At 61.9% G+C, this 22,919-nt stretch carries 20 protein-coding genes and 1 tRNA gene; 8 read left to right on the top strand and 13 right to left on the bottom strand.

Going from position 1 to position 22,919, the window contains the following annotated elements:
• Positions 1 to 19: 19 nt before the first annotated feature.
• From DWW51_RS04615 to DWW51_RS04605, 3 genes are all read right to left on the bottom strand, one after another.
• Positions 20 to 1,525, bottom strand: a complete 1,506-nt coding sequence (locus tag DWW51_RS04615; protein ID WP_055251513.1) for an FAD-dependent oxidoreductase — start codon at positions 1,523 to 1,525, stop codon at positions 20 to 22.
• Positions 1,526 to 1,779: 254 nt separating this feature from the next.
• Positions 1,780 to 1,989: a hypothetical protein gene (locus DWW51_RS04610; protein WP_055251515.1), complete on the bottom strand. Its 210-nt coding sequence runs from the start codon at positions 1,987 to 1,989 to the stop codon at positions 1,780 to 1,782.
• Positions 1,990 to 2,272: 283 nt separating this feature from the next.
• A tRNA-Met gene (locus DWW51_RS04605) sits at positions 2,273 to 2,349 on the bottom strand.
• Between the two features lie 196 nt (positions 2,350 to 2,545).
• Between DWW51_RS04605 and DWW51_RS04600 the strand changes: the two genes are divergently transcribed.
• The gene (locus DWW51_RS04600) at positions 2,546 to 3,394 is read left to right on the top strand and encodes a type III pantothenate kinase (protein WP_197032172.1); all 849 of its coding nucleotides are present in this window, start codon (positions 2,546 to 2,548) and stop codon (positions 3,392 to 3,394) included.
• Between the two features lie 123 nt (positions 3,395 to 3,517).
• Here the strand turns inward: DWW51_RS04600 and DWW51_RS04595 are convergent, their stop codons facing one another.
• From DWW51_RS04595 to DWW51_RS04585, 3 genes are all read right to left on the bottom strand, one after another.
• Positions 3,518 to 4,219 (bottom strand): hypothetical protein, encoded by a 702-nt coding sequence (locus DWW51_RS04595; protein ID WP_117773669.1) that lies wholly within the window; start codon positions 4,217 to 4,219, stop codon positions 3,518 to 3,520.
• Positions 4,220 to 5,947 carry a dihydropteroate synthase gene (folP, locus tag DWW51_RS04590; protein WP_117773668.1) on the bottom strand — a complete coding sequence of 576 codons (1,728 nt, stop codon included), beginning with the start codon at positions 5,945 to 5,947 and terminating at the stop codon, positions 4,220 to 4,222.
• Between the two features lie 94 nt (positions 5,948 to 6,041).
• Positions 6,042 to 6,794 carry an NAD-dependent protein deacylase gene (locus tag DWW51_RS04585; protein ID WP_117773667.1) on the bottom strand — a complete coding sequence of 251 codons (753 nt, stop codon included), beginning with the start codon at positions 6,792 to 6,794 and terminating at the stop codon, positions 6,042 to 6,044.
• 135 nt (positions 6,795 to 6,929) lie between these two features.
• Here DWW51_RS04585 and DWW51_RS04580 point away from each other — a divergent pair, with 135 nt between their 5' ends.
• Positions 6,930 to 7,748 carry an exodeoxyribonuclease III gene (locus DWW51_RS04580; RefSeq protein ID WP_117629805.1) on the top strand — a complete coding sequence of 273 codons (819 nt, stop codon included), beginning with the start codon at positions 6,930 to 6,932 and terminating at the stop codon, positions 7,746 to 7,748.
• Between the two features lie 535 nt (positions 7,749 to 8,283).
• Here DWW51_RS04580 and DWW51_RS04575 read toward each other — a convergent pair.
• From DWW51_RS04575 to DWW51_RS04565, 3 genes are read right to left on the bottom strand one after another with little or no spacing between them, the layout of a single operon-like run.
• The gene (locus DWW51_RS04575; protein WP_117773666.1) at positions 8,284 to 8,997 is read right to left on the bottom strand and encodes a DUF6580 family putative transport protein; all 714 of its coding nucleotides are present in this window, start codon (positions 8,995 to 8,997) and stop codon (positions 8,284 to 8,286) included.
• Between the two features lie 4 nt (positions 8,998 to 9,001).
• Entirely contained in the window at positions 9,002 to 10,645 is a 1,644-nt protein-coding gene (locus DWW51_RS04570) for an ABC transporter ATP-binding protein (RefSeq protein WP_117773665.1), read from the bottom strand.
• Positions 10,645 to 11,523: an energy-coupling factor transporter transmembrane component T gene (locus DWW51_RS04565; RefSeq protein ID WP_117773692.1), complete on the bottom strand. Its 879-nt coding sequence runs from the start codon at positions 11,521 to 11,523 to the stop codon at positions 10,645 to 10,647. Before DWW51_RS04565 ends, DWW51_RS04570 begins: the two co-directional genes overlap by 1 nt.
• Before the next feature lie 208 nt (positions 11,524 to 11,731).
• On the opposite strand from DWW51_RS04565, the gene glmU reads away from it, so the two are divergent.
• From glmU to gltA, 6 genes are all read left to right on the top strand, one after another.
• On the top strand, positions 11,732 to 13,144 hold the full coding sequence (glmU, locus tag DWW51_RS04560; RefSeq protein WP_117637148.1) for a bifunctional UDP-N-acetylglucosamine diphosphorylase/glucosamine-1-phosphate N-acetyltransferase GlmU: 1,413 nt from the start codon (positions 11,732 to 11,734) through the stop codon (positions 13,142 to 13,144).
• Between the two features lie 192 nt (positions 13,145 to 13,336).
• On the top strand, positions 13,337 to 14,323 hold the full coding sequence (locus tag DWW51_RS04555; protein ID WP_089573682.1) for a ribose-phosphate pyrophosphokinase: 987 nt from the start codon (positions 13,337 to 13,339) through the stop codon (positions 14,321 to 14,323).
• 453 nt (positions 14,324 to 14,776) lie between these two features.
• Positions 14,777 to 15,904, top strand: a complete 1,128-nt coding sequence (locus DWW51_RS04550) for a hypothetical protein (protein WP_117773664.1) — start codon at positions 14,777 to 14,779, stop codon at positions 15,902 to 15,904.
• Positions 15,905 to 16,255: 351 nt separating this feature from the next.
• Entirely contained in the window at positions 16,256 to 16,885 is a 630-nt protein-coding gene (gene pth, locus DWW51_RS04545; protein WP_197032170.1) for an aminoacyl-tRNA hydrolase, read from the top strand.
• A 372-nt stretch (positions 16,886 to 17,257) separates the two neighbouring features.
• Positions 17,258 to 18,097 (top strand): sulfide/dihydroorotate dehydrogenase-like FAD/NAD-binding protein, encoded by an 840-nt coding sequence (locus DWW51_RS04540; protein WP_006235793.1) that lies wholly within the window; start codon positions 17,258 to 17,260, stop codon positions 18,095 to 18,097.
• Positions 18,088 to 19,497, top strand: a complete 1,410-nt coding sequence (gene gltA, locus DWW51_RS04535; RefSeq protein ID WP_117773663.1) for an NADPH-dependent glutamate synthase — start codon at positions 18,088 to 18,090, stop codon at positions 19,495 to 19,497. Before DWW51_RS04540 ends, gltA begins: the two co-directional genes overlap by 10 nt.
• 460 nt (positions 19,498 to 19,957) lie before the next feature.
• Here the strand turns inward: gltA and DWW51_RS04530 are convergent, their stop codons facing one another.
• From DWW51_RS04530 to DWW51_RS04515, 4 genes are read right to left on the bottom strand one after another with little or no spacing between them, the layout of a single operon-like run.
• Positions 19,958 to 20,581, bottom strand: coding sequence for an AAA family ATPase (locus DWW51_RS04530; RefSeq protein WP_055285378.1), 624 nt, complete (start codon positions 20,579 to 20,581; stop codon positions 19,958 to 19,960).
• A 48-nt stretch (positions 20,582 to 20,629) separates the two neighbouring features.
• Positions 20,630 to 21,268, bottom strand: coding sequence for an amino acid ABC transporter permease (locus DWW51_RS04525; protein ID WP_006235796.1), 639 nt, complete (start codon positions 21,266 to 21,268; stop codon positions 20,630 to 20,632).
• Between the two features lie 3 nt (positions 21,269 to 21,271).
• Positions 21,272 to 22,018 carry an amino acid ABC transporter permease gene (locus DWW51_RS04520; protein ID WP_035136546.1) on the bottom strand — a complete coding sequence of 249 codons (747 nt, stop codon included), beginning with the start codon at positions 22,016 to 22,018 and terminating at the stop codon, positions 21,272 to 21,274.
• A gap of 25 nt (positions 22,019 to 22,043) precedes the next feature.
• The gene (locus tag DWW51_RS04515) at positions 22,044 to 22,919 is read right to left on the bottom strand and encodes a transporter substrate-binding domain-containing protein (RefSeq protein ID WP_117773662.1); all 876 of its coding nucleotides are present in this window, start codon (positions 22,917 to 22,919) and stop codon (positions 22,044 to 22,046) included.

The following is a 22,919-nucleotide window of genomic DNA, read 5'->3' as shown; positions in this document are numbered from 1 at the left end:
GGCGCGAATAGCTGCGGTGTTACGACCACTCCTCGTCGCCCGCGTCCTCAAAGAGGGCTGCGGCGGCGTTTTCACCGGCGATGCGACCCGAGTTAAGGCAGAAGCCCATGGTGTTACCCGGAATGCAGTAGTTATAGGAGTCGCCATAGATGGTGCAGGCATCGGTGCCAACGCAGTACAGGCCAGGGATGACCTCATAGTCGTCGGTCATGACCTCCATCTTGTGGTTAATGAGCACGCCGCCCAGGGTGCCGTAGGCGCCACAGTACTGCTTGCAGCAATAGAAGGGGCCCTTCTCGAGCGGCTTCATAAACTCGCGCTCTTTCTCAAAGATGTCGTCCCAGCCGTTGTCGCACATCTCGTTGTACTCGTCGACGTTAGCGAGCAGACCCTCCACGTCGATACCCGCCTTCTCGGCAAGCTCCTCCAGCGTATCGGCCTGGCAGATCGCCGGATAGCCGGCCTCCAGGTCGCGGTTCCACTGCTCCTCAAAGCCGTCGTACAGGTCGTGCGGATGAACGTGGCTGACGATATCCGGACCATCCTTCTTCCAGTGCTTGAGCATACGGGAATCAAAGATGGCATAGGCGACCTTGCCGGGGAGATGGTTGATGGCGTTGCCGACAAAGGTGGTGTTGAAGATCTCGTCCTCCGGCATAAAGCGCTCGCCCAGGCGGTTGCACCAGTAGCACGGCTGACGGAATGCGCCCTCGACATAGAAGTGGTTCATGTTGTCGGGGATCTGGTACATGAGCTCCATGGTCACCGGGGTGTGGCCGCCGCCGACCTCGTGGCACATGTTGATGCCGTCGCCGTCCATGCCCGGAATGGCAAACGAGAACAGGTCTTTACCCCACTCAAAGTCGAGCTTCTCCTTGATGAGCTTGGCGTTGTGGCCAAAACCGCCCGTAGCGACAATCGCAGACTTGCACGAGATTTGGTACTCCTCGCCGTCCTTGTCCTTGGCGGTCACGCCGCAGATGGCGCCGTCCTCGCCCTTGATAAGGCCGGTGCCCGGGCACTCGAACATAAACTCGACGCCCAGGTCCTGGGCACGCTCGGTCATGCGTTTGGTCATCGTGGTCGCCGCGCGAGGACCGGGCTCCGAGCCGTCCTCGGGCTGCACGACATGCCAGGTGTACTCGCCGTCGGAATAGGCACGCGTGCGCTCGCGGGCGCGGAACGCCGGACGCACGGAGTTAAACACCACGCCCATGTCCTGCAGCCATGCGATGGTGTCGCCCGACTTAAAGTAGTAGTCGCGCACCAGGCGAGCATCGACCTGGTAATGGGTGTAGAACATATGGCGACGGAAGAGCTCGCCAGGCGTGACCTCGATCATCGAAGCCTTCTGAAGCGGAGAGCCAGCGGCGGCAGGCCCCATGCCCATGTTGGCGGCGCCACCGGTAATGGGGGCCTTCTCTAGGGCAATGACGCGAGCGCCTGCCTCGGCTGCAGCGACCGCTGCGGCAAGGCCACTAAGACCCGCGGCAACGACAACGACGTCGGTCTCTAACTGTTTCATGCGAATCCTCCTTTATAGGGCTCTTGGACGAACCCGGACTTCATGCGAATTGCATGCGTATCGACAGCCATACTTTCGCTCGAAAACAGACTCAAAGCCATGTGCAGGCGCACCGATGTTTGCCCATAGCGACCATGGGCTTTGTGCGGATGAACCATGCGTTTGGGCAACGCTTTCGAGCGCATGGCCCTGGCGCCACACGTACAGGGGGGGCGGTGTGCTTCACGGCGTCCGCCCCTGATAATCGAGTTTTCTTATTTATGGTTCCGCCGTGCCTCGAGCACATCGAGCGGCGTAAGCGCCTGAATAGCGCGCTCTTTTCCAAAGATTGCCGAGCACACGAGCGTTCCCGACATAACCAGGCAAACCGCGAGCGCGATTCCAAAGGCCCAGAATGCGAAGAGGTGGCCAAAGTTGATCGGCTGCTGCAGCATAAACGTGAAGAACGACGTGGCAAGACCCATAAAGACGCAGGGCACATTGGAGCAGATCGAGACAAACCAAAACCGTCCCGGCAGAAAATCTCAATCTGTAACAGTTACTCGGCAAAATCCATCCCTCGTGTTACAGATTTAGACAAACCGTCCAGGCGGGGACTCAACATCTCGATCTGTAACACCTAGCCGCCCAAATCGGGTCTAGATGTTACAGATCGAGATTTTGTTTGAGAGGCCGAGAATTGGACCGAAAACACGGTCCCGGAATAACAAAAAAGCTCGCCGGCTAGGCCGACGAGCTGCAAGTTCTTGGTCGCGGGGGCAGGATTTGAACCTACGACCTCCGGGTTATGAGCCCGGCGAGCTACCAGACTGCTCCACCCCGCAATGTCTGGGCGCCTCATGTGCGCAAGAAAGAATATTACGCGGGAGTTCGGTAAACGGCAAGGAAAATCTCGTAGAGCATAATTCCTTCATATTTAAACCCCTCAGCCCCTATCACCGTAAACGAATCGCGGCCGAGCGCCGTCGACGGCGCGTATACAATGGTGCGCGTCCTTTTATGCCAACACTGGGAGTAGACATGCTGCTCGCTATCGATATGGGAAACACGCAGACGGCCATGGGCCTGTTCGACGGAGACGAGCTGGTGCAGTCGTGGCGTATGCCCACCGACCGCTCCTATACCGCCGACGAGATCCACGTGCTCCTGATGGGTTTCTTTAAGATGTACGGCCTCTCGCTCGATACGGTTGACGCGATCGCCTTTGCGGGCGTGGTGCCGCAACTCTCGCGCGAATGGCACGCCGTGGCCAACCGCATCGCGGCAGACGCCATCGTCATCGGGCCGCAGACGGCCGCCGTGACCAAGCTGCGCGCGGCGCGCCCCCAGGCCGTGGGCGCCGACCGCGTAGCCAACGCCGTTGCGGCCGAGACTTTCTACGGCGCGCCGGCAATCGTGGTGGACTTTGGCACCGCGACCAATATCGACGTCATCGATGAGGACGGTTATTACATTGGCGGGGCGATTGCGCCGGGCATCCGCATCTCCATGGACGCGCTTGCCGCCCGTGCCGCCAAGCTCGCCAGCGTGCCGCTCGAGGCGCCCGAGCACGCCATCGGTCGCGACACCGAAGAGTGCATCAAGGTCGGCGCCGTGGTGGGCGCTGCCGCCATGGCCGAGGGCCTGGTCGCGCGCATGAAGCGCGAGCTGGGCCGCGAGGATGCCACCGTTATCGCCACGGGCGGTCTCGCCGGCATCGTCGCCGATTCGACCGATGCCTTCGACGTGGTGGACGGCCAACTCACCATCAAGGGCATCTGCGAAATCTACCGCCGCATGCAGAAGCTGGGGGTAAAACAGGGACATAAGTCGAGCACGCCCGATGTCACAGCCCCGCAAACGTTCGCCAAGCCTATTCCTCAAAACTGAAAAATTTTCAATTTTGAGGAATAGGGCGCTGGCAACCCATTCACCAGATAGGCGAAACCCTCCCCGGCACAGGCCGAAGAGGGCTTCGTTGTCATCGTTATCTTTGAGCGCGGGCGCCTCGCGTTACAGTCCGCGAATCCGTACGGCCTCGGGCGGAAACTCCTGCTCGCCGGCATCGGTCTTGATGGTCGCGCGGCCCCAGATGTCCAGGCCCGCAAACACACCGACCGCAAGCGGCAAACCGTTGGGCGACACCGCCGCAACCTGACGACCCAGCAGCGGCACCATATCGAAGTACTCACCCAGCACCGGAGCCAGCGGGCCGGCAGCGCCCTGTGGTGTGTTGGCGGCAACCGCCCAGGTGTCCACGCGGGTCAGCACGGCGGCAGCCAGCTCCTCGACCAGCGCTTCGTCGGCCACATCTACACCGAGCTCGCTCAGCGCCGAACGCTCAATATCCACCGTCACGGCACCGAACATGCCCGCGGCACCGGCACCGCCGTTGACGGCGACGCGCGCGAACGACGTCTCGAACGCGGGCGCGCCGCACACGATATTGCTCGGCCACTCAATGCCCACCTTGCCGGCAAGGCCCAGGCCCGGCGTCGACGCCGTGCCCACGAGCGCGTCCATCATGCCCATCGCCGCCACAAACGGCAGGCCGTGGAAGGCATGCATGTTCACGTCCGGGCGCACGACCAGCGAAAACGTCAACGACGTCTCGCCCGCGCTCCAAGCACACCAGCCCGCAGACGCACCCTCGCGACCAGCGTCGCGCGCGGTGTCGAGCTCGGTACCGACAGCTACGGCATTCATCTCAATCATCTACATACGCCCCAATTCGCCCACGATATGGCCCACGCGATCCTCGGGCTCCTTGACCTCGACGCCGTTGTAGCGGAAGAACCGCGCCGGGTCGTGCATCAGGTCCTCGAGCGGCACCAGCACAAAGTCACGCTCGCCGATCAGCGGATGCGGCAGGCGCAGCTTTTTGCCGCCGTGGGTCTCGCCGTCCATCCACAGCAGGTCCAGGTCGATGGTGCGCGGACCGTTGGCCTTGGCCTTTTTGGAGCGGTCGCGGCCCAGCTCGGCCTCGATCTTCATGAGCTCGTCGAGCAGCACCAACGGCGCCAGCTCGGTCTTAATCTCGATGACGGCGTTGGCAAACGCGTCCTGGCGCGTCTCGTAGGCCGGCTCGCTCTCGTAGATGCGCGAGCAGTTGGACACGCAGGTGAGCGGAATCTCGGCGATCATGTCACGTGCGGCGCGGATGTTGTCGCAACGATGCCCCAGGTTGGAGCCCACGGCCACAAACGCACGGCGCGGCTGCGGCTTGGCGACAGCCCAGTAACCGTTCAGGAACTGCGCAAAGCCAGTGGCGTCGTGCACGCGCACGATGTTTGCACCGGCCTGGATAGCGCCCAGGCACACGCCAAACGTGGCGGCATCGCGCGCGGCGGCCTCGGTCACGCCCGAGACGGCGCCCACAAAGCGTTTGCGCGACACGGCACACATGAGCGGGTAGCCCAGCGACGCCATCTTGGCGGTCTCGCGCTGGATGACGATGTCCTCGTTGGCCGTCTTGCCAAAGCCCGGGCCGGGATCGATGCAGATGCGGTCGCGCGACACGCCGGCATGGATGAGCGTGCGGGCCTGGTCGGATAGGAAGCCCATGACGCGGCGCATGATGGGCGCCGAATCGGGCAGGGTGAAGCGGCGGAGCTGAGAGGTGGGCACGTAGGCTTCCTCGCGGCGGGCGCTGCGGCGCATCATGGCAGCCAGGTGGTCATTGGGCTCCGGCGCGGGCTCAGGGGTCGCGGCGGCCTCGGCAGCAGGGGCGGTCTCTTCGGCGGCCGGCGTCTCCTGCTTCTGCTCGTCCGTAGGCTCCGGCGCGGGCTCCGGATCGCCGAACGGCAGTGAGGGCTGCACCACGCCTCCCGGAAGCTTGGCCTCCGTCTTGGGCTCGCCCAGCAGCTTGCCGCGGCGACGGCGGGCAGGCTTCTCGGCCTCGCGCGCAGCCTCGGCAGCCGCTTCGCGCGCCTTCTCGGCAACAAACGCCGCGGCCGAGGTATCGAGCTGCACCGTCGCATGCGTGCGGGTGGGCGCCGCGACCTCGCCGGCGTGCATCACGATGACGCCGCAGGTGCTCGTCGCGACAAACTCGACCATCTTGGGGTCGGTGAAGCCCGTCACGTCGTTGACGATCGAGGCGCCGCAGCGCACGGCCGCCTTGGCAACCGCCACGTGGCGCGTGTCGATCGAGACGATGGCGCCCTCTTTGGCCAGCGCGCGCACCACGGGCAGCACGCGGCGAGCCTCCTCGTCGGGATTAACCGGGGTAAAGCCGGGGCGCGTGGACTCGCCGCCCACGTCGATGATGTCGGCGCCGGCGTCGAGCATCGCCAGGCCGTACTCGATGGCGGCATCCGGGTCGAAGTGCTCCCCGCCGTCACTAAACGAATCGGGCGTCACGTTGAGGACGCCCATGATGCGCGGACGGTCAAAGCTGAGCTCGTACTTTCCGCACCGCCATGTCTTGCTATCGTTCGCCATGAACATCCTCCTCAAATGCCCGCGCCGCCGCGCTCGGGCGCAGGCGGCGGGGTCGCTTTGCAATCAGTCTTTCTATTGTATCCGCGCACGCGGGCTAAAACGCAAACGCAGCCGCGATGTCGCAAGAAATCAGCAGGTCGGCATTTGCATCCTGATCGGTGGGAGCAAGATTGCAAATGGCCAGCGTATCGCCGGTAAAGTAACGCGTAAGGCCCGCCGCCGGATACACCACGAGCGAGGTCCCGCCCACAATGAGGGCATCGGCCGCGGCGATGGCGGCAACGGCGCCGGTCAGCACGCACTCATCGAGCGGCTCCTCGTAGAGCACCACATCGGGCTTAATGCGCCCGCCGCACGCAGGACACATGGGCACGCCCGCGGCGTCCTCGTGCTCGCGCGAGCAAATCCACTCGGCACTATAGACCGCGCCGCACGACTGGCAAATGTTGCGATGGACCGAGCCGTGCAGCTCGAACACACGCTGCGATCCTGCCATCTGATGCAGGCCGTCAATGTTTTGCGTCACCACGGCATTTAGCTTGCCGGCGCGCTCCAGCTCGGCCAGCTTGGTGTGGCAGCGATTGGGCTTAGCGCCAAGCGCGATCATCTTGGTGCGGTAGAAGTCGAAGAACTCGGCCGGATGCGCCTCATAAAAGCTATGCGAGAGCATGGTCTCGGGCGGGTAGGCAAACTGCTGGTGGTACAGGCCATCCACGCTGCGGAAATCGGGGATGCCGCTCGCCGTGGAAACACCCGCGCCGCCAAAGAAGACCACGCGCTCGTGGGTGTCGAACAGCTCCGCCAGCGCGGCGGAGGCCTGCTTGGAATCCGTTATTGCCTGCGTCATATGAGTTCTCCGTCCCTGCTGGTCGGGCAGCGCCGGGCGATGTCCCAGCATGCGACCTTTAAGTCAGCATGCGCGGAGCCCACCCCGCCCCTGTTGCGCTAATCTTAAGCCTGCCAACCCCGTCGAAAGGACACCATGCCTCAGACTTACACTTTCGCCTCGTGGAACGTCAACGGCCTGCGCGCCGTGCTCAAAAAGGACCCGAGCTTTATCCAGATCGCGCAAGAACTCGACGTCGATATCCTGGCGCTGCAAGAGACCAAGTTGCAAGAAGGCCAGGTCGATATTGACCTGCCCGGCTATCACCAAACCTGGAGCTACGCCGAGCGTAAAGGCTATTCGGGCACTGCGGTCTTTAGCCGCCAGGAACCGCTGCGCGTGCTGCACGCCGACGCACTGCTACCCTACGCCGGCGAGAACGAGGCGGCCGTACTCGTCGCCCAAGCCGCAACCGAGGGCCGCGTCTGCGCGCTGGAGTTCGACAAGTTCTGGTTTGTGGATGTCTACACTCCCAACGCGCAAAACGAACTCGCCCGCATCGACGTGCGCATGGCCTGGGACGATGCTTACCGCGGCTTTTTGAACGCGCTCGAGCGCGAGACCGGCAAACCCGTCGTGACCTGCGGCGACTTTAACGTGGCGCACGAGGAGATCGACCTTAAGAACCCCAAGTCCAACCGCGGCAACGCCGGCTTTTCGGACGAGGAGCGCGGCAAGTTTACCGAGCTGCTCAACGCCGGCTTTACCGATACCTGGCGCGCGGCAAACCCCGACGTCGAGGGCGTCTACAGCTGGTGGAGCTATCGCTTTAATGCCCGCAAGAACAACGCCGGCTGGCGCATCGACTACTTCCTGGTAAGCGACGCAATCGCCGACAACGTACGCGACACCGGCATCCGCGGCGACATCTTCGGCAGCGACCACTGCCCCGTCACCCTCACGCTAGAGCTCTAGCCCCAGCTGATCCCCTGGGGACGGAGGAAAACGAATCATTTTGGGCCTCGTGGTGGTATCCACGTGACCCATCCGCCACGAAACACGCCCATCTACTACGTTTAAGCCACCACCCTCAACCACAGCGAACAACGCAAAAAGAAAACCGCAGGTAGAAAGCCTGCGGTTTTTCATAAAACGCGGTTGTGTTTGGGGGTGTCGGGTCAAACGTAGTAGATAGGCTGATTTCGTGGCGGGCGAGTTCAGCTGATTCCCCGGGGACGTCTGGAGACGGAAGAAAACGGATCAATTTGGCTCTTGAGGGTCACGACGCCCGTCATATCAGCCGGCCATTCCAAAACTATGCCAGTTTACGGGGCTAAATCGCGAACCCCCAACCATACGCAATTCCGAAATAATAAAACCGCAGGTAAACGGCTTGCTCTATTTCAAAAATAGCCGGCATGGTCTGCTTGTGCCAATCTGGCCCCGTAAACCGGCATAGTTTTAAAATGACACTTCGGCAGTATTGATTCCCGCCCCGGCGCAACCAGCCCTACAGTCCGTACTTCACGACGACTCGGTTGATGCGGCGACACCAAGGCTTGTACAGGGCGACCAAAAACACGCAGGTCGCAAGGCCGTGCGTGATATCGAACGGTACGGCGGTGGCAAGACGCGCCATGGCACCCGCCCACGTGAGCGGTTGAACAAAACCGATAATGTCGTAGGCGTTGATCACAACGCCGTACAGCAAACCCGAAGCAAAGCCGTAGGTCAGCAGCGCCGGCATACGCACGGTGCCGTCGGCGCGGTCGAACGCACCCGCATGCGCCAGCGCACCGCCAACGTATCCCACGAGCCCCCAGGCATACATCTGCCACGGCGTCCACATGCCCTGTCCACAAAAGAAATTGCTGGTCAGCGCCGCCAGCGCGCCAACCATAAAACCATTGCGGCGACCAAGCGTCGCCCCCGCGATAATGGCGATGGCACTCACGGGTTTAAAGTCGGGAATGGGGCCAAACAAGATGCGCCCCGCCGCGGCCAACGCCGCCAGAACCAGCGTTGGCATAATCTGGCGCAGGCCCGGTCGCGACGCCTCATAGCCTGCAAAGAACAGCGCAAGCACCAGCGCCACCACGACAAGCATGGCGAGCGCCGCCTGCTCAACGCCCGCCAGCAACGCCGAAGCCATCACGGCTGGCACCGCCAGCAGCAGCGGTATCTCCAGTTTTGCAAGTAGGCGCACGATGCGATAATCCGCCATCCCATCACGCCCTATAAAACACGTTGTCGGCAAAGAAGTCGGCCGGCGGCTCCATGCAGGCAATCTCGCCATCGAACATCATGGCGATGTCGTCGGCGACCTGCTCGGCAAAGTCCAAATCGTGCGTAGCCATGATGACGGTGCCGCCAGCCTTCGCATGGTCACGCAGGGCGCGAGCGATGATGCGGCGGCTCTCCAGGTCCAAGCCCTTCGTGGGCTCGTCAAGCAGCAGCAGCTCGGGGCCAATCAGCAGCAGCTTTGCCAGCGCGAGCAGCTGGCGCTGTCCGCCCGAGAGGTCGTAGGGGTGACGCGTCTCCAGGCCGTCCAATCCCAGTTGCGCCGCACGCTCCCGCGCCAAGTTCTCGTCATATCCGCAGGTCGAGGCCCATTCCATCAGCTCATCGTGAACCGTCTCGGCAACCAGCAATGCTTTGGGGTTCTGAGGCAGCAGCGCCGCCGAGGCCGCTCCGCGCACCATGCGGCCGCGCTGCAGCTTGGCGGTCTTCGCCAGCACCGAGAGCATCGTCGACTTACCGCATCCGTTGCCGCCCACGATCGCATGCACCGCACCGGCCGAAAACGCCACGTCGAGCCCGCGCAGCACCCAGCCGCCCGCGCGATCGTAGCGAAACCAGCTCCCTGCCAGGGTGGTAGCCGACCCGCCGTGCATTTTTTGGAGTATTCTGCTCCCATCCGTGCGCGGGAAGGCTTCCGAGCCGTTCTCGAGCGACGTTTGCTCCACAAATTCGGACGATTTGTCCAATTCCGAACTTTTTTTCGCGCTCGATACGTCCCCGGGCGGCTCCAGAGAGCCCAAATTGTCCTCACGCCTGCTGAATACTCCGTTTTTTGCACATCGGACGGCACCCCACCCCAACATGTCGTCGGAAAACAACGATTCTCGGCGTCCCAAAGAAGCCATATCGGCCACCTCGTGCACGCGGCCGCCCTCAATCCGATACGCGCACGTCGCGTATTCAAGCATCGGGCGCGGCTGGTGCGTTGCCACAACAACCGTGCATCCCAGCTCGCGGTTCACGCGAAACAGCGCGTGCAGAAAATTTTTCTCGGCAACAGGATCGAGCTGGGACGTGGGCTCGTCGAGCAGCAGCACGCGCGGGCGCAAGGCCAGCACGGCCGCCAACGACAGCAGCTGCTTGCGTCCGCCCGAAAGCGTATCGGTATCGCGGTGGAGCCAATCCTCCAGCCCAAAGAAATAGCTGGTCTCAGCTACGCGACGGCGCATCTCATCACGTGCTAGCCCCAAGTTTTCCAGGCCAAACGCCATCTCGTGCCACACGGTTTCGCACACGATCTGGTTCTCGGGATCCTGGAACACATAGCCCACGCGCTCCGCCGATGCCCGCACGTCCATGTCGGCAACGTTCTCGCCCAGCACGCGCGCATCACCAGTGCGCTCGCCCGCCGGAGCGATCTCGGGCTTGAGCAGCGACAGCAGCGTCGACTTACCCGATCCGGTACCGCCAACAAGCAGCGCAAATGCACCTTGGGGAACACGCCAATCAAGCCCCTCGAGCACCGGTGCCTCGGCCCCGGGATAGGCAAAACTAAGGCCCTGCACCTCAATCGCCGGAATATCCGGGCCGCACGCCGCGCCCGACACCGGGCCCCTATCCAACCGAGCCATCAGCCAAACCTCTTCTCATCAATCGCGTGCAACGCGCAAGGCAGCATCATCCAGGCAGCGTACACGACATAGCCCAGCCACGGCGCCGGAACCGAGAGCTGCGGATAAAACGAATACTGCGTCGTCGCGGTCCACGCCACCGCCACCGCGACAGCACCAAACAGTGCGAGCCCGGCCAGCGCGGCAACGTCGCTGCGCCCCAGTCGATACCGCGCATACGTCGTACGACGCGTCGCAGCACCCCACCCGCGCGAGCGCATCGCGTCCGCGCGCTCCAGCGAATCTTCCATGCCCCAGCCCATCAACACGCTCGACGCCCGCAGGCGCGAGCGTACGGGGTCGGCCGGCGCGCGGCCCGGCACATCAATCGCATCCTGCACCGCCAGCACCGTACGACCGCGGCGCAAAAACTGCGGGATAAGCCTCATGCACATCGAGATCATGAGCGCAATCACCGGTGCGGCATTACCCAGCAGCGCGAGCACCTTGTCGTATTCGAGCATCGACGCCGCGGCCCCAAACCACAGCACGCTCGCCACAAACAGCCCGCCCATGCACAGGCCGTATACCATGCTCTCCAGATACACCGCGCGCATGCCAATACGGAACAGCTCCGTCGAGCCCGAGGCGCTAAACAGAGGATTGACCAGCGCGATAATCAAAATCACTGGCAGCTGCCAGCGAAGCGCCCCCAACGTGCGGGCAGCCCCACGCGTCGCAAATCCATACGCCAGCCCGCCCGCAAGTGACAGCGCAATCAGTACCGGCTGCATCGAGAACATAGTGAGCCCCAGCGTCAGCGCTATATAGAGTGCCGGCACAGCCGGATGCGACATCGAGAATGCCGCGACGGGCTCGTTGCCCGATTCCTCTCGCATGATATCCACGGGCACCCCCGTTCCCTCGCTCAAACAACAGCTCCGCAGCACCGCCAACGCCGCACGCACGCAGTGCAAACGCCACGCCGGCGGCGCAAGCCTCAACCGCCGCAAACCAATCGTTACGCGCTCGTCATATGCCTGCGGTATCATATTGCGCCGTGTATCGTTTCCAAACACACGTCTCTATAACGTAACAGGAGATCACATGGACGCAACCGCAATTATCCTCGCTGCCGGCGAGGGCACCCGCATGAAGTCGAACCACTGCAAGGTTTCGCACAAGATCCTGGGTAAGCCCATGGTCCAGTGGATCGTCGACGCTACCATCAAGGCCGGCTGCAGCCGCGTCGTGGTCGTCATCGGCAGCCACGCCGACGAGATGCGCGCCCTCATCGACGGCGCCTACGCCAACAGCGCCACCAAGGTCGAGTGCGTCGAGCAGACCGAGCGCCTGGGCACCGGCCACGCCGTAAAGGTCGCGCTCGAGGCCTGCGGCATCACGCAAGGCCCCGTCGTCGTGCTCAACGGCGACCTGCCGCTCATCACCGCCGACACCGTCGCCAAGTTCGCGCAAACCGTCGCCACCGGCGAGCTCGCCTGCACCGTCATGACCATGACCCCGCCCGATCCTTTCGGCTACGGCCGCATCAAGCTGGGCGCCGATGGTCAGATCGAGCGCATCATCGAGCAGAAGGACTGCACGCCCGAGCAGGCCGCCACGCTGCTGGAGTGCAACGCCGGCTGCTACGCCTTTGACGGCGCGCAGCTCGCCGCCCACATTAACGAGATCGGCAACGACAACGCGCAGTCCGAGTACTATCTGCCCGACATGCTCGAGATCCTCAAGGGCCACGGCCAGGCTGTCTCCATCTTCCACTGCGACGACTACCGCGACGGCCTGGGCGTCAACAGCCGCATCCAGCTCGCACAGCTCACCGCCATCGCGCGCGACCGCATCAACGAGCACTGGATGGCCGAGGGCGTTACCTTCATCGACCCCACGCAGGCCTGGATCGGCCCCGATGCCGTTATCGGCCGCGATACCGTCGTGTGGCCGCAGACGCACCTGATCGGCCACGTCACCGTGGGCGAGGAGTGCCAGCTCGGCCCCAACAGCCGCCTCACCGACACCACCGTCGGCAGCGGCTGCGTCATCGACGAGACCATCGCCATCGAGGCCGTCATCGAGAACGGCGTCGACTGCGGCCCGCGCGCCTACCTGCGCCCGGGCACCCACATGCTCGACGGATCCAAGGCCGGCACGCACGTGGAGATCAAGAAGTCCACGATCGGCGAGGGCTCAAAGGTGCCGCACCTGTCCTACATCGGCGACACCACCATGGGCTCCGGCGTCAACGTGGGCGCGGGCTCCATCACCTGCAACTACGATGGCGTGCACAAGCACAAGACCGTCATCGGCAAGGACGCCTTCATTGGCTCCGACACCATGATGGTCGCGCCCGCCCAGATCGGCGACGGCGCGCTCGTGGCCGCTGGCTCCGTCATCACCGAGCCGGTCCCGGCAGACGCGCTCGGTCTGGGCCGCGCCCGTCAGGTAAATATTGAGGGCTGGGCCGCCGATTACCGCCGCCGCCTGCACGAGGACGACGAGGTATAACGTTTTACCAAGCACAAAAGGAGCTGCTCCATGGGGGCGGCTCCTTTTTCTATCGTGACCTGCGCAACCGGATGAGTGGTCGGTTCGTGTCCGTTGGCGGTAAAGACGTTATCAGGACCCGATAAACCCCGCCGCGCGGTTACAATGCAACAAGGCATCTATATGGCATTCGATGTATAAAGGAGAAGGGTAATGCCGATTAATGATCCCGAGAAGTCGGAGAATATGCGCAAGTCCATCCGCGTGTATTCCGGTTCCTCCAACCGTCCCCTCGCTCAGAAGATTGCTGAGTACCTTGGGGTCGAGCTTTCGGGCCTTACGCTAAAGCAGTTCGCCAATGGTGAGATTTACGCCCGCTACGACGAGACCGTCCGCGGCGCCGACGTCTTCCTGATTCAGTCCGTGGCCGGCGGCAACGTCAACGACATGCTCATGGAGCTGCTCATCGCCACCGACGCTGCCAAGCGCGCATCCGCCCGCTCCATCACCGCCGTTATCACCCACTACGGCTATGCCCGCCAGGACCGCAAGGCCGGCCCGCGCGAGCCCATCACCGCCCGCCTCGTCGCCAACCTGCTCGAGCGCGCCGGCGTCAACCGCATTATCACCCTCGACCTGCACCAGGGCCAGATCCAGGGCTTCTTCGATATCCCGGTTAACCACCTGTCCGCACTGCCGCTGTTTGGCCAGTACTACAACGACATGCACTTCGACACCGACAACCTGGTTGTCGTCTCCCCCGACGTGGGTCGCGCCAAGGCCGCCAAGAAGCTGTCCGACATGCTCGGCTGCGACCTGGCCATCGCCCACAAGGGCCGTCCGCGCCACAACGCCGCCGAGGTCATGGGCATCATCGGTGACATCAAGGGCAAGACCTGCATCATCAACGACGACATGATCGACACCGCTGGCACCCTGTGCGCCAACGTCAAGGAGCTCAAGGCTATGGGCGCCGGTGACATCTACGTCTGCGCCACCCACGGCATCTTCTCCGGTCCGGCCATCGAGCGCCTGAACGATGCCCCCATCGTCGAGTGCGTCGTCACCGACGCCATCCCCGTCGAGGTCGGCGGCAAGATCAAGACTATCTCGGTCGCCGAGGAGTTCGCTCAGGCCATCTCCGCCGTTTACCACGAGGAGCCCGTCTCCACGCTCGTCGGCGGCGACTTCGCGCTGTAGCCCGCCACGCATCGCATCATCTTTGATGCTTTTAAAGGGTCGGAAGCTCGCTTCCGACCCTTTTTCTATCCCTCGCCAACCTTCCCTGGACAATTAGTTCAAATTTGTATTTTCTTGGGCGCCCACATGGACCACTTGATGCGCCAAAGGTTCACCTGCCGGCATAATCTCGGCCAATCTCTCCTCTTATGGACGTCTTCACTATGCCATTCACTCTATTTTGCCCACCGAACCCTTCGACAATGGCGGAACGCTTCAGTCGTCTCATACAAATCTGAACTAACTGTCCAACACCTATCTCGATCCATGCCTCCAAGGTCAAACAAGCGCCCTGAGCCCCGCTTTTCAAGGCCCCTCGCACGATCTGCTACCGTCTGCGGCGCACGACGCCCCTTTGAGCGAAAAGAACGCCACGGCTGCATCATTTCGCCGACGGCTTAGCACTTTATAGCTATGACCACTGTGATCTCACATTTCTCCGCCCTCCGCGCAATTCGCCGCGCTCGACGGGCGTACTCTGCGCTTCCGTGGGGCATCATCGATGACAGGCAACAGGCACAAGCCCTTGCAAGTTGTGTTCCCAACAAGGACGCCATAGACTTTGTAGCTCTTGCGATGCTTGACGCCTGGAGCGAAGACGACTCCGAGCGCCTAGATCTCCTTGTTGCCGGCGGCAACAACAGACGGCCCGACGGACGTCTTCTCCAGCACAGCATCACCGCCCCGCTTCCCGCGGAAGCAATCATGCACATCGAAGCCGACATCTACGCAACGTCTCCCGCCATGACAGCCATGTTGTGCTCTAGGAATGAGCCTGTAGCCAAAGTCCTGATGCTTCTCATGGAGCTGTTGGGGTCCTACTCCCTTCCGCCCGAGATAACCTACCCCATCGCCCACGACGACACGTGGCCCAAGGCCGGTAGCTCCGAAGCGATGGACGATCTTGATTGTCATGGCGGCCAGCCGGCACCCGGAAAGCAAGACGAAACCCGCTACGAACAGGCGCACTACAAATGCGAGCCTGCCACAACCATAAATGAGCTCGAGGCAGTCGCACAGTTTGCCAAAAGTAGCTCCTACGCCTCGTTTCGCACGGCCGTCAGACTCGCCCGAGCAGGATCCGCATCCCCAGCGGAGTCCTTAATGTTCGCCGTCCTGGGCGCGCCCATGCGCTTTGGCGGATTCGGATGCTGCAGCCTGCCCATGGGAGGCCTGCTACTCAACCATCGAATCGACTTCGACACTCTTGCGGTCAACATGTCCTCGGGCATCCCCTATGCCATCTGCGACTTATATTGCCCAGCTGCAGGAGTCGACAACGAATACAACGGAATTGGGCATGAGCTTCAAAACGCTCGCATCCACGATGGCAATCGAAATAATGGACTCAAGGCAATGGGCATCCACGTCCTGGTTATCAATCGCGACCAAATGAAAGACCTTGTTGCGCTCGAAGCCTTCGCACAAATGATGCATCGACTCGCTGGGGTTCGGTTCCGCTATCGCATCAAGGGTTATCGCAAACGTCAAGCCGCATGGCTCAACGCCCTGCGGGCCGGGGTCGGTCTCGCGCCCGTCTAAACGGCGAATCACCCGTGCGCCGTCGAGCAGGGCTGGGCAGTTAGTTCAAATACGTATAAATGGACGCATTGAATTAGACTGTTTTGCAGCTATCTCTATACCATTCGCCCTATTTGAAGGCAGGGTAGACTTCAAAACAGCGCCATATGGACTAACTAAAGCTCCAAAACAACGTATCGGCATTGAATTGAGTAATTCGAGTCCTCAGAACTTATACGTATCTGAACTAACTGTCCACCTCGGATTTCGACGGCCGTCCAAACGCCCCCAAACGCCCTCAATTACCCTCCATTTGACAGCGGCAACAGGGTCGCTCACCATAGCAGGCGACAAATCAACGAAAGGATGAACATGGCAGCTGCACAGCCGCTTAAGATTCGCATGGTTGCCGGGCTTGGCAACCCGGGCGAGGAATATGCCGAGACCCGCCACAACGCCGGCTTTAAGGCGATTGACGAGCTGGCCCGTCAGGCCGGCGTCACGTACTGGAAAAACCAGGCCGGCGCCGAGGTCGCACTCATCAACATCAACGATCCCGAGGAAGAGGGTGGCAAGCGCCAGATCGTGCTGGTCAAGCCGCAGTCGTATATGAATACCTCGGGTGGCCCCATCTCCAAGCTCTGCCGCGAGTACAAGATCAAGGCCGAGGAGCTGCTCGTCATCCACGACGAGCTCGACATCCCCGCCGGTGACGTGCGCGTCAAGGTGGGCGGTGGCCACGCCGGCCACAACGGCCTGCGCTCCATCATCGACAAGATGGGCAGCCGCGACTTTAGCCGTATCCGCACCGGCATCGGCAACCCTCCCGGCAAGATGGCCGTGGCAGACTATGTGCTCAAGCAGCTGCGCGCCCGCGAGGCCGAGGCCTTCCAGGACACCTGCGCCCGCGCCGCCGACGCCGCCGGTCTGGCCATCGTGCACGGCGTAATCTACGCCCGCGACCACGTCAACGGCGCCGCCTCCGCCAACGGCAAGCACTAAAACCTACCGTTTAGGGATGTTTATTTTGGCAGGTTTTATCTGCGGAAACGCCCCGGTGGCCGCATCGCAATAAACCCCGCGCCGCCATACACGCATAACACCCCAAAGGGGGCCGGCCTCATCACAACCCGAGGCCGGCCCCCTTTGCCGTTTTGCCTGATAAAACCGACCAAAATAAACCTATCCCTATTTGGTAGGTCGAAGTGGATAAACCCTTTTCCCAACCGCCGAAGACACACGTAAACAGCATGTCCATGAGGGTATAATTTGCACCGTATGTCTGCACATCGCCTGTGCGCGTACGGTTCTAATCGGGCTGCCGTCTATTTCCGTGGAGGCACGGTTCGGTCGCCCTAACAAGAGAGGGGTTCTATGTATAAGATCCTGGAGAAGACGCAGTTCTCTGAGAAGGTGTTCAAGTTCCGCATCGAGGCGCCCGCAATCGCCAAGCATGCGCACGCTGGACAGTTCCTCATGGTTCGCGCCAACGAGACGGGCGAGCGCGTCCCGTTTACCCTGGCCGGCTGGAACGGTGACGAGGGCTGGGTCGAGTTCATCTTCATGGTGATCGGCAAGACTACCGAGATGCTTTCCACCTACGAGGCCGGCGAGTCGCTGCGCGACGTCGTGGGCCCGCTGGGCGTTCCCACCGAGATGGCCGAGGGCCCCTGCGCCGTCATTGGCGGCGGCGTCGGCCTGGCAATTGCCTTCCCGGTCGCCAAGCACCTGGTCGAGACCGGTCACGAGGTGCACGCCATCATGGGCGCCCGCACCAAGGACCTCCTGCTCATGGAGGACCAGTTCCGCGAGCTGCTCGACGAGGACCACATCCACATCACCACTGACGACGGCTCCTACGGCGAGCAGGGCGTTGTCACCGCTCCACTGGAGCGCCTGCTGCAGGACAAGGCCGTGAGCCAGGTCTTCTGCGTCGGCCCCGTTCCGATGATGAAGTTCTCGACCCTCACCGCCCAGAAGTACGACACCCCCATCACCGCGTCGCTTAACCCCATCATGGTTGACGGCACCGGTATGTGCGGCTGCTGCCGCGTCGAGGTGGGCGGCGTGACCAAGTTCGCTTGCGTCGACGGCCCCGACTTCGATGCCACCCTGGTCGACTGGGATGACCTTCGTGCCCGCCAGGCCGCTTACCGTTCCGAAGAGGGCGAGTCCCTCAAGGCCTATGAGGAAAAGAGCTGCGCATGCCACTAGTTAACGGTCGTTTCGTTGCCGATATGAAGTCGCCCCGCACCCCCGATAACGAGGAGCCGGCTGCCGAGCGCGCCTGCGACTTCCGCCCCGTCGACAAGGGCTTCACCGAGGAGATGGCGCTGGCTGAGGCCGAGCGCTGCCTCAACTGCAAGAAGCCGTTCTGTGTTGAGGGCTGCCCCGTCAACATCAACATCCCCCGCTTTATCGAGCAGATCCGCGCGAAGGACTTCGGCGGCGCTCTCGATACCATCCGCGAGGACTCCATGCTTCCCGCCATCTGCGGCCGCGTCTGCCCGCAGGAGAACCAGTGCGAGGGCAAGTGCATCCGTGGCAAGAAGACCGAGCCCGTGGCCATCGGCCAGCTCGAGCGCTTCCTGGGCGACCGCCCCGAGCTCGCCTCCACGCCCAAGATGGCTCCCAAGAACGGCAAGAAGGTCGCCGTCGTCGGCTCTGGCCCGTCCGGCATCACCTGCGCCGGCGAGCTCGCCCGCAACGGCTTTGACGTCACCGTCTTCGAGGCCTTCTTCACCGGCGGCGGCGTGCTGGTCTACGGCATCCCCGAGTTCCGTCTGCCCAAGGCAGTCGTCAAGCGCGAGATTGACGGCCTGGAGGACATGGGCGTCAAGTTTGAGTACAACTCCGTCGTGGGCAACATGGCCACGGCCGAGGAGCTGTTCGAGCAGGGCTTCGACGCCATCTACGTGGCGACCGGCGCCGGCCTGCCCAAGTTCCTCAACGTCCCCGGCGAGAACCTGCCCAACGTCTTCTTCGCTAACGAGTACCTCACCCGCGTGAACCTGATGAAGGCCAACAAGTTCCCCGAGTACGACACCCCCACCAAGCACGGCAAGAACGTCGTCGTCTTTGGTGGCGGCAACGTGGCTATGGACGCCGTCCGTACCGCCAAGCGCCTGGGCGCCGAGCACGCCATCATCGCCTACCGTCGTACCGAGGACGAGATGCCCTGCCGTCGCGCCGAGCTGCACCACGCCAAGGCCGAGGGCGTCGAGGTGCTGCCGCTCGTCTCCCCGCTCGAGTTTGTCGCTGGCGAGGACGGCTCCGTGTGCGCCGTCAAGGTCCAGAAGATGGAGCTCGGCGAGCCTGACGAGTCCGGCCGTCGTCGCCCGGTGCCCATCGAGGGCGCCATCGAGGAGATCCCCTGCGACGTCGCGATCTCGGCTATCGGCACCAACGCCAACCCCTTCGCTGCCAAGATCGGCGGCAAGATGGAGCTCAACAAGTGGGGCTACATCGTCGCCGACGAGGAGACCGGCCAGACCACCGACCCCCGCATCTGGGCCGGCGGCGACATCGTCACCGGTGCCGCTACGGTCATTCTGGCGATGGGCGCCGGCAAGAAGGCCGCCGCTTCCATCACCAAGAGCCTGCTGGGCGAGTAATCACCTACAGCGCTAGCCATCAAACGGCAAAGTCCCCGTCGAGCACACGCCCGGCGGGGACTTTTTTCTATGCCGGCCGCCCCAACCACCACGATGGGGCAGGCACCTTTGTGGTGGTTGGGGACTTGCCCGGTCGTTTTGTCTCAATCTGTAACAGCTGGAGTCCGTTGAGCCCTGCAGTTGTTACAGATCGAGATATTGTGCCGGCCGCCCACGCCGCATCTCAATCTGTAACAGTTAGAGACCAAATATGCCGCCTGGTGTTACAGATCAAGACGTTGGGCTGACGGCCGAACGGTTCATCTAAATCTGTAACAGTTAGAGCCATTTTCGCTGGCTTGGTGTTACAGATCGAGATTTTGCAAAAGCCGAGGATAGGCACTGCCGCCAAGGCCTTTCCCTCGGCCTAAAACAAAACCCCCACAAAGGTGCCTGTCCCCTTTGTGGTGGTTTTGGTCGGTTAGTCTTCGAGCTGGGCGACTTTGTAGCGGTAGGCAGCGGCGATAACGTCTTTGCAGCCCTCGCGGCCCAGCTTGGCGCGGTTGACGACGATGTCCTTACCGCTCGTCATCTTCCACTTGCCGGCGCTGTAGCGCTTGTAAAAAGCCTCACGCGCCTTCTGCTGTTGCTTGACCAGCTTGGCGCCCTTCTTTTTATTAAGGCCACGCTTCTTGCGCACAATCTCGACGCGATCCTCAAAGGGAGCGGTCACCAGCACGGCAATGTGGTTGGGGTTGTTGCGAAGCAGGTAATCGGACAGACGGCCTTCGATAATGCAGCTCTCGGTCTCGCCCAGGTCCAAAATCACCTGGCTCATCTTCTGGAACAACTTGTCCGAGTACGAACGCGCATCGTAGCGGTCGGGCAGAAACGCCATGTTCTCCACGGCCAGACGCTCGTCGTAGGCGGCCATCTTATCGAGCGACTCGCCCGCGCGCAGCGACGCACGCACCAGCAGCTCGTTGTCATACAGCGGAATCCCCAACTCGTCGGCAAGCATGCGACCAATCTCGTGGCCCTCGGCGCCAAAGTCGCGCGCGATGGTAATGACCACAGGATTCTTCTTATTCTCCAGATCGCTCATCGCGATTCCTTTCTCTATGTGACAAAGGGGCTGTCCCTTTGCCACATTCTACGCTGCCACCATTCGCCTCTGATATGCGCGAACCAGCAGCGAGATACCAAAGTTGAGCACAAAGTACATCGCAAACACCAGGCCGTAGAGCATAAGCACCTGCGACAGGTCGATCGCATGGGCCATCACGACGTTTGCCGTGTACATGAGCTCGGCCACGTTAATCCCCGAAAGATACGAGCTGTCCTTGATGACGGTCGTGCACTGGCTAAACAGCGCCGGAATGATCGTCTTAAACGTCTGCGGCAGAATGATGTAGCGCATGGTGGCAAAGAAGCCAAAGCCCTGGCTCTGCGCTGCCTCAAACTGGCCGCGCGGAATCGAGTTGAGACCGCCGCGCACAATCTCGGCCATAACGGCGCTGGTAAACAGCGTAAAGGCAATGGTCGAAATCACAATGTCCAAACCCTGCACCGTAAAGTAGATAAACAGGATCCACAGCAGGTTCGGCGTGCAGCGGAACAGCTCGATATAGGCGCTCACCAGAATACGGAATGGGCGGGGCGCATAGCTTTTAACGAGCGCCAGCACCGTGCCAAAGATGAGCGAGAAAAAGATCGACAGCGCCGAGATCTCTATGGTCTTAACAAAGCCGCCCCAAATGTAGAGCAGGTTGGTCGCGTTGAAGATTTCCATGCGCTAGGCCTCCTCTACGTTGTCGAGCCCCAGCTCGGCCAGGCTCACACCGCGCGGACGCTCCTTGGAGCGGCGCTCGAGCCACTGCACCAGCATGGCGAGCGGAAAGCAGATAATGAAGTACATAAGGCAGCAGACGATGTACCCCTGCAGGTAACCGTACAGACTCACAAAGTTGTCGGAACGGTACATAAGGTCGCCGCCGGCCACAAGCGCCAGCACCGACGTATTTTTGACCAGGTTGAGCGCCTGGTTACACAGCGGCGGCAGAATGATCTTGAATGTCTGGGGCAGCACGATGTACCAGTACGCCTGCGCACGGGTGAAGCCCTGGCTCTGGGCCGCCTCCATCTGACCGCGCGGAACCGCCTCGATACCAGTGCGGATGACCTCCGAAATGTAGGCCGCGTGATACAGGCCCACGCCCAAGAAGCCCAGCACGAACGGCGCGATGCGCACCGGCTGGTCGGCACCGGTTATGGCCTGCAAAAACTGCGGACCAGCCATGTACATAAAGAGCACCTGCACGGGCAACGGGGTGTTCTGGTAAAACTCCACGTACACGCGGCTTATGGCGCGCAGCACGCGCGAACGGGTGGTAGAGAACACACCCAGCAGCGTGCCCAGCACCAGCGACAGCAGCAGACCGGCAACGACCACCTGTAGCGTCACGCCAAAGCCCTCCCAGAAGGGCCCCATGTTTTGAAATGTCGTCGACCAACGGTCGGCGTCAAATAATCCTTCGAGCATTTGATTCCTTCCTTGGACGATGCGCCTATACAAGACCCCAGGTCTTGACCTCTTGGTCGAGCCAGCCGTCGGCCAGACGATCGCAAATCACCTGATCGACCACGGCCGAAAGGTCGCAGCCCTTCTTGGTCGCCACGCCGTAGCCCTGCTCGCCAAACTTGACCTCGGGCTGCAGCAGCTCAACGGTCTCGTTCATGTAACCGGCCAGCGTGGAGCGGTCCATGGCAAAGACGTCGATATTGCCGGCGTCGAGCGAGCTCTTGATGATGGGGTAGCCGCTAAAGGCCCTAAACTCGGGCTTGCAGCTAAAGCCGTTGTCCTTGATCATCTGCTCGATCAGGCCCTGCGTGGTGGCACCCTGGCTCACGCCGATGACCTTGCCGTCCAGGTCCTCAATCGAGGTAAAGCCCGAACGCTTCTTGACCATGAGTCCAACGTAGTCGGTGCGGTACGGCGTCGAGAAATCCCAGCTCTTCTTGCGCTCGTCGGTGATGGTGTAGGTCGCCGCGACCACGTCGAGTTGGCCGTTATCGATCAGCGGGCCGCGCGTCTTGGGCGTTACATCGGTGAACTCGACAAGCTCCTGGGCGCGGGCCTCCTTGTAGCTCACGCCAAAGACGGCAGCGGCGATCTGGTAGCACAAATCGACTTCCATGCCCTCAAAGCGGCCCTTGGCGGTGTCGTAATAGCCGTAACCGGGAACATCCTTCTTAACGCCGGCATTCAGATGGCCGCGCGACTTAATGGCCGCAAGCTTAGACCCCTTGTCGGAGCCCTCGCCGCTGGCGGAGTTACCGCAACCGGTAAGCGCGGTCCCCGTCAGCGCAAGCATGCCGGCGCCAACCAGCTGCAAAAAGTGACGGCGCGACACGGCCGCCCTCGTCATATCCGTCATGTCCAT

The organism is Collinsella sp. AF15-51 (genome assembly GCF_003462845.1).
GTDB lineage: Bacteria > Actinomycetota > Coriobacteriia > Coriobacteriales > Coriobacteriaceae > Collinsella.
Note: the sequence above shows the minus strand (reverse complement) of the source record. Positions and strands in the feature narration are given on the sequence as shown.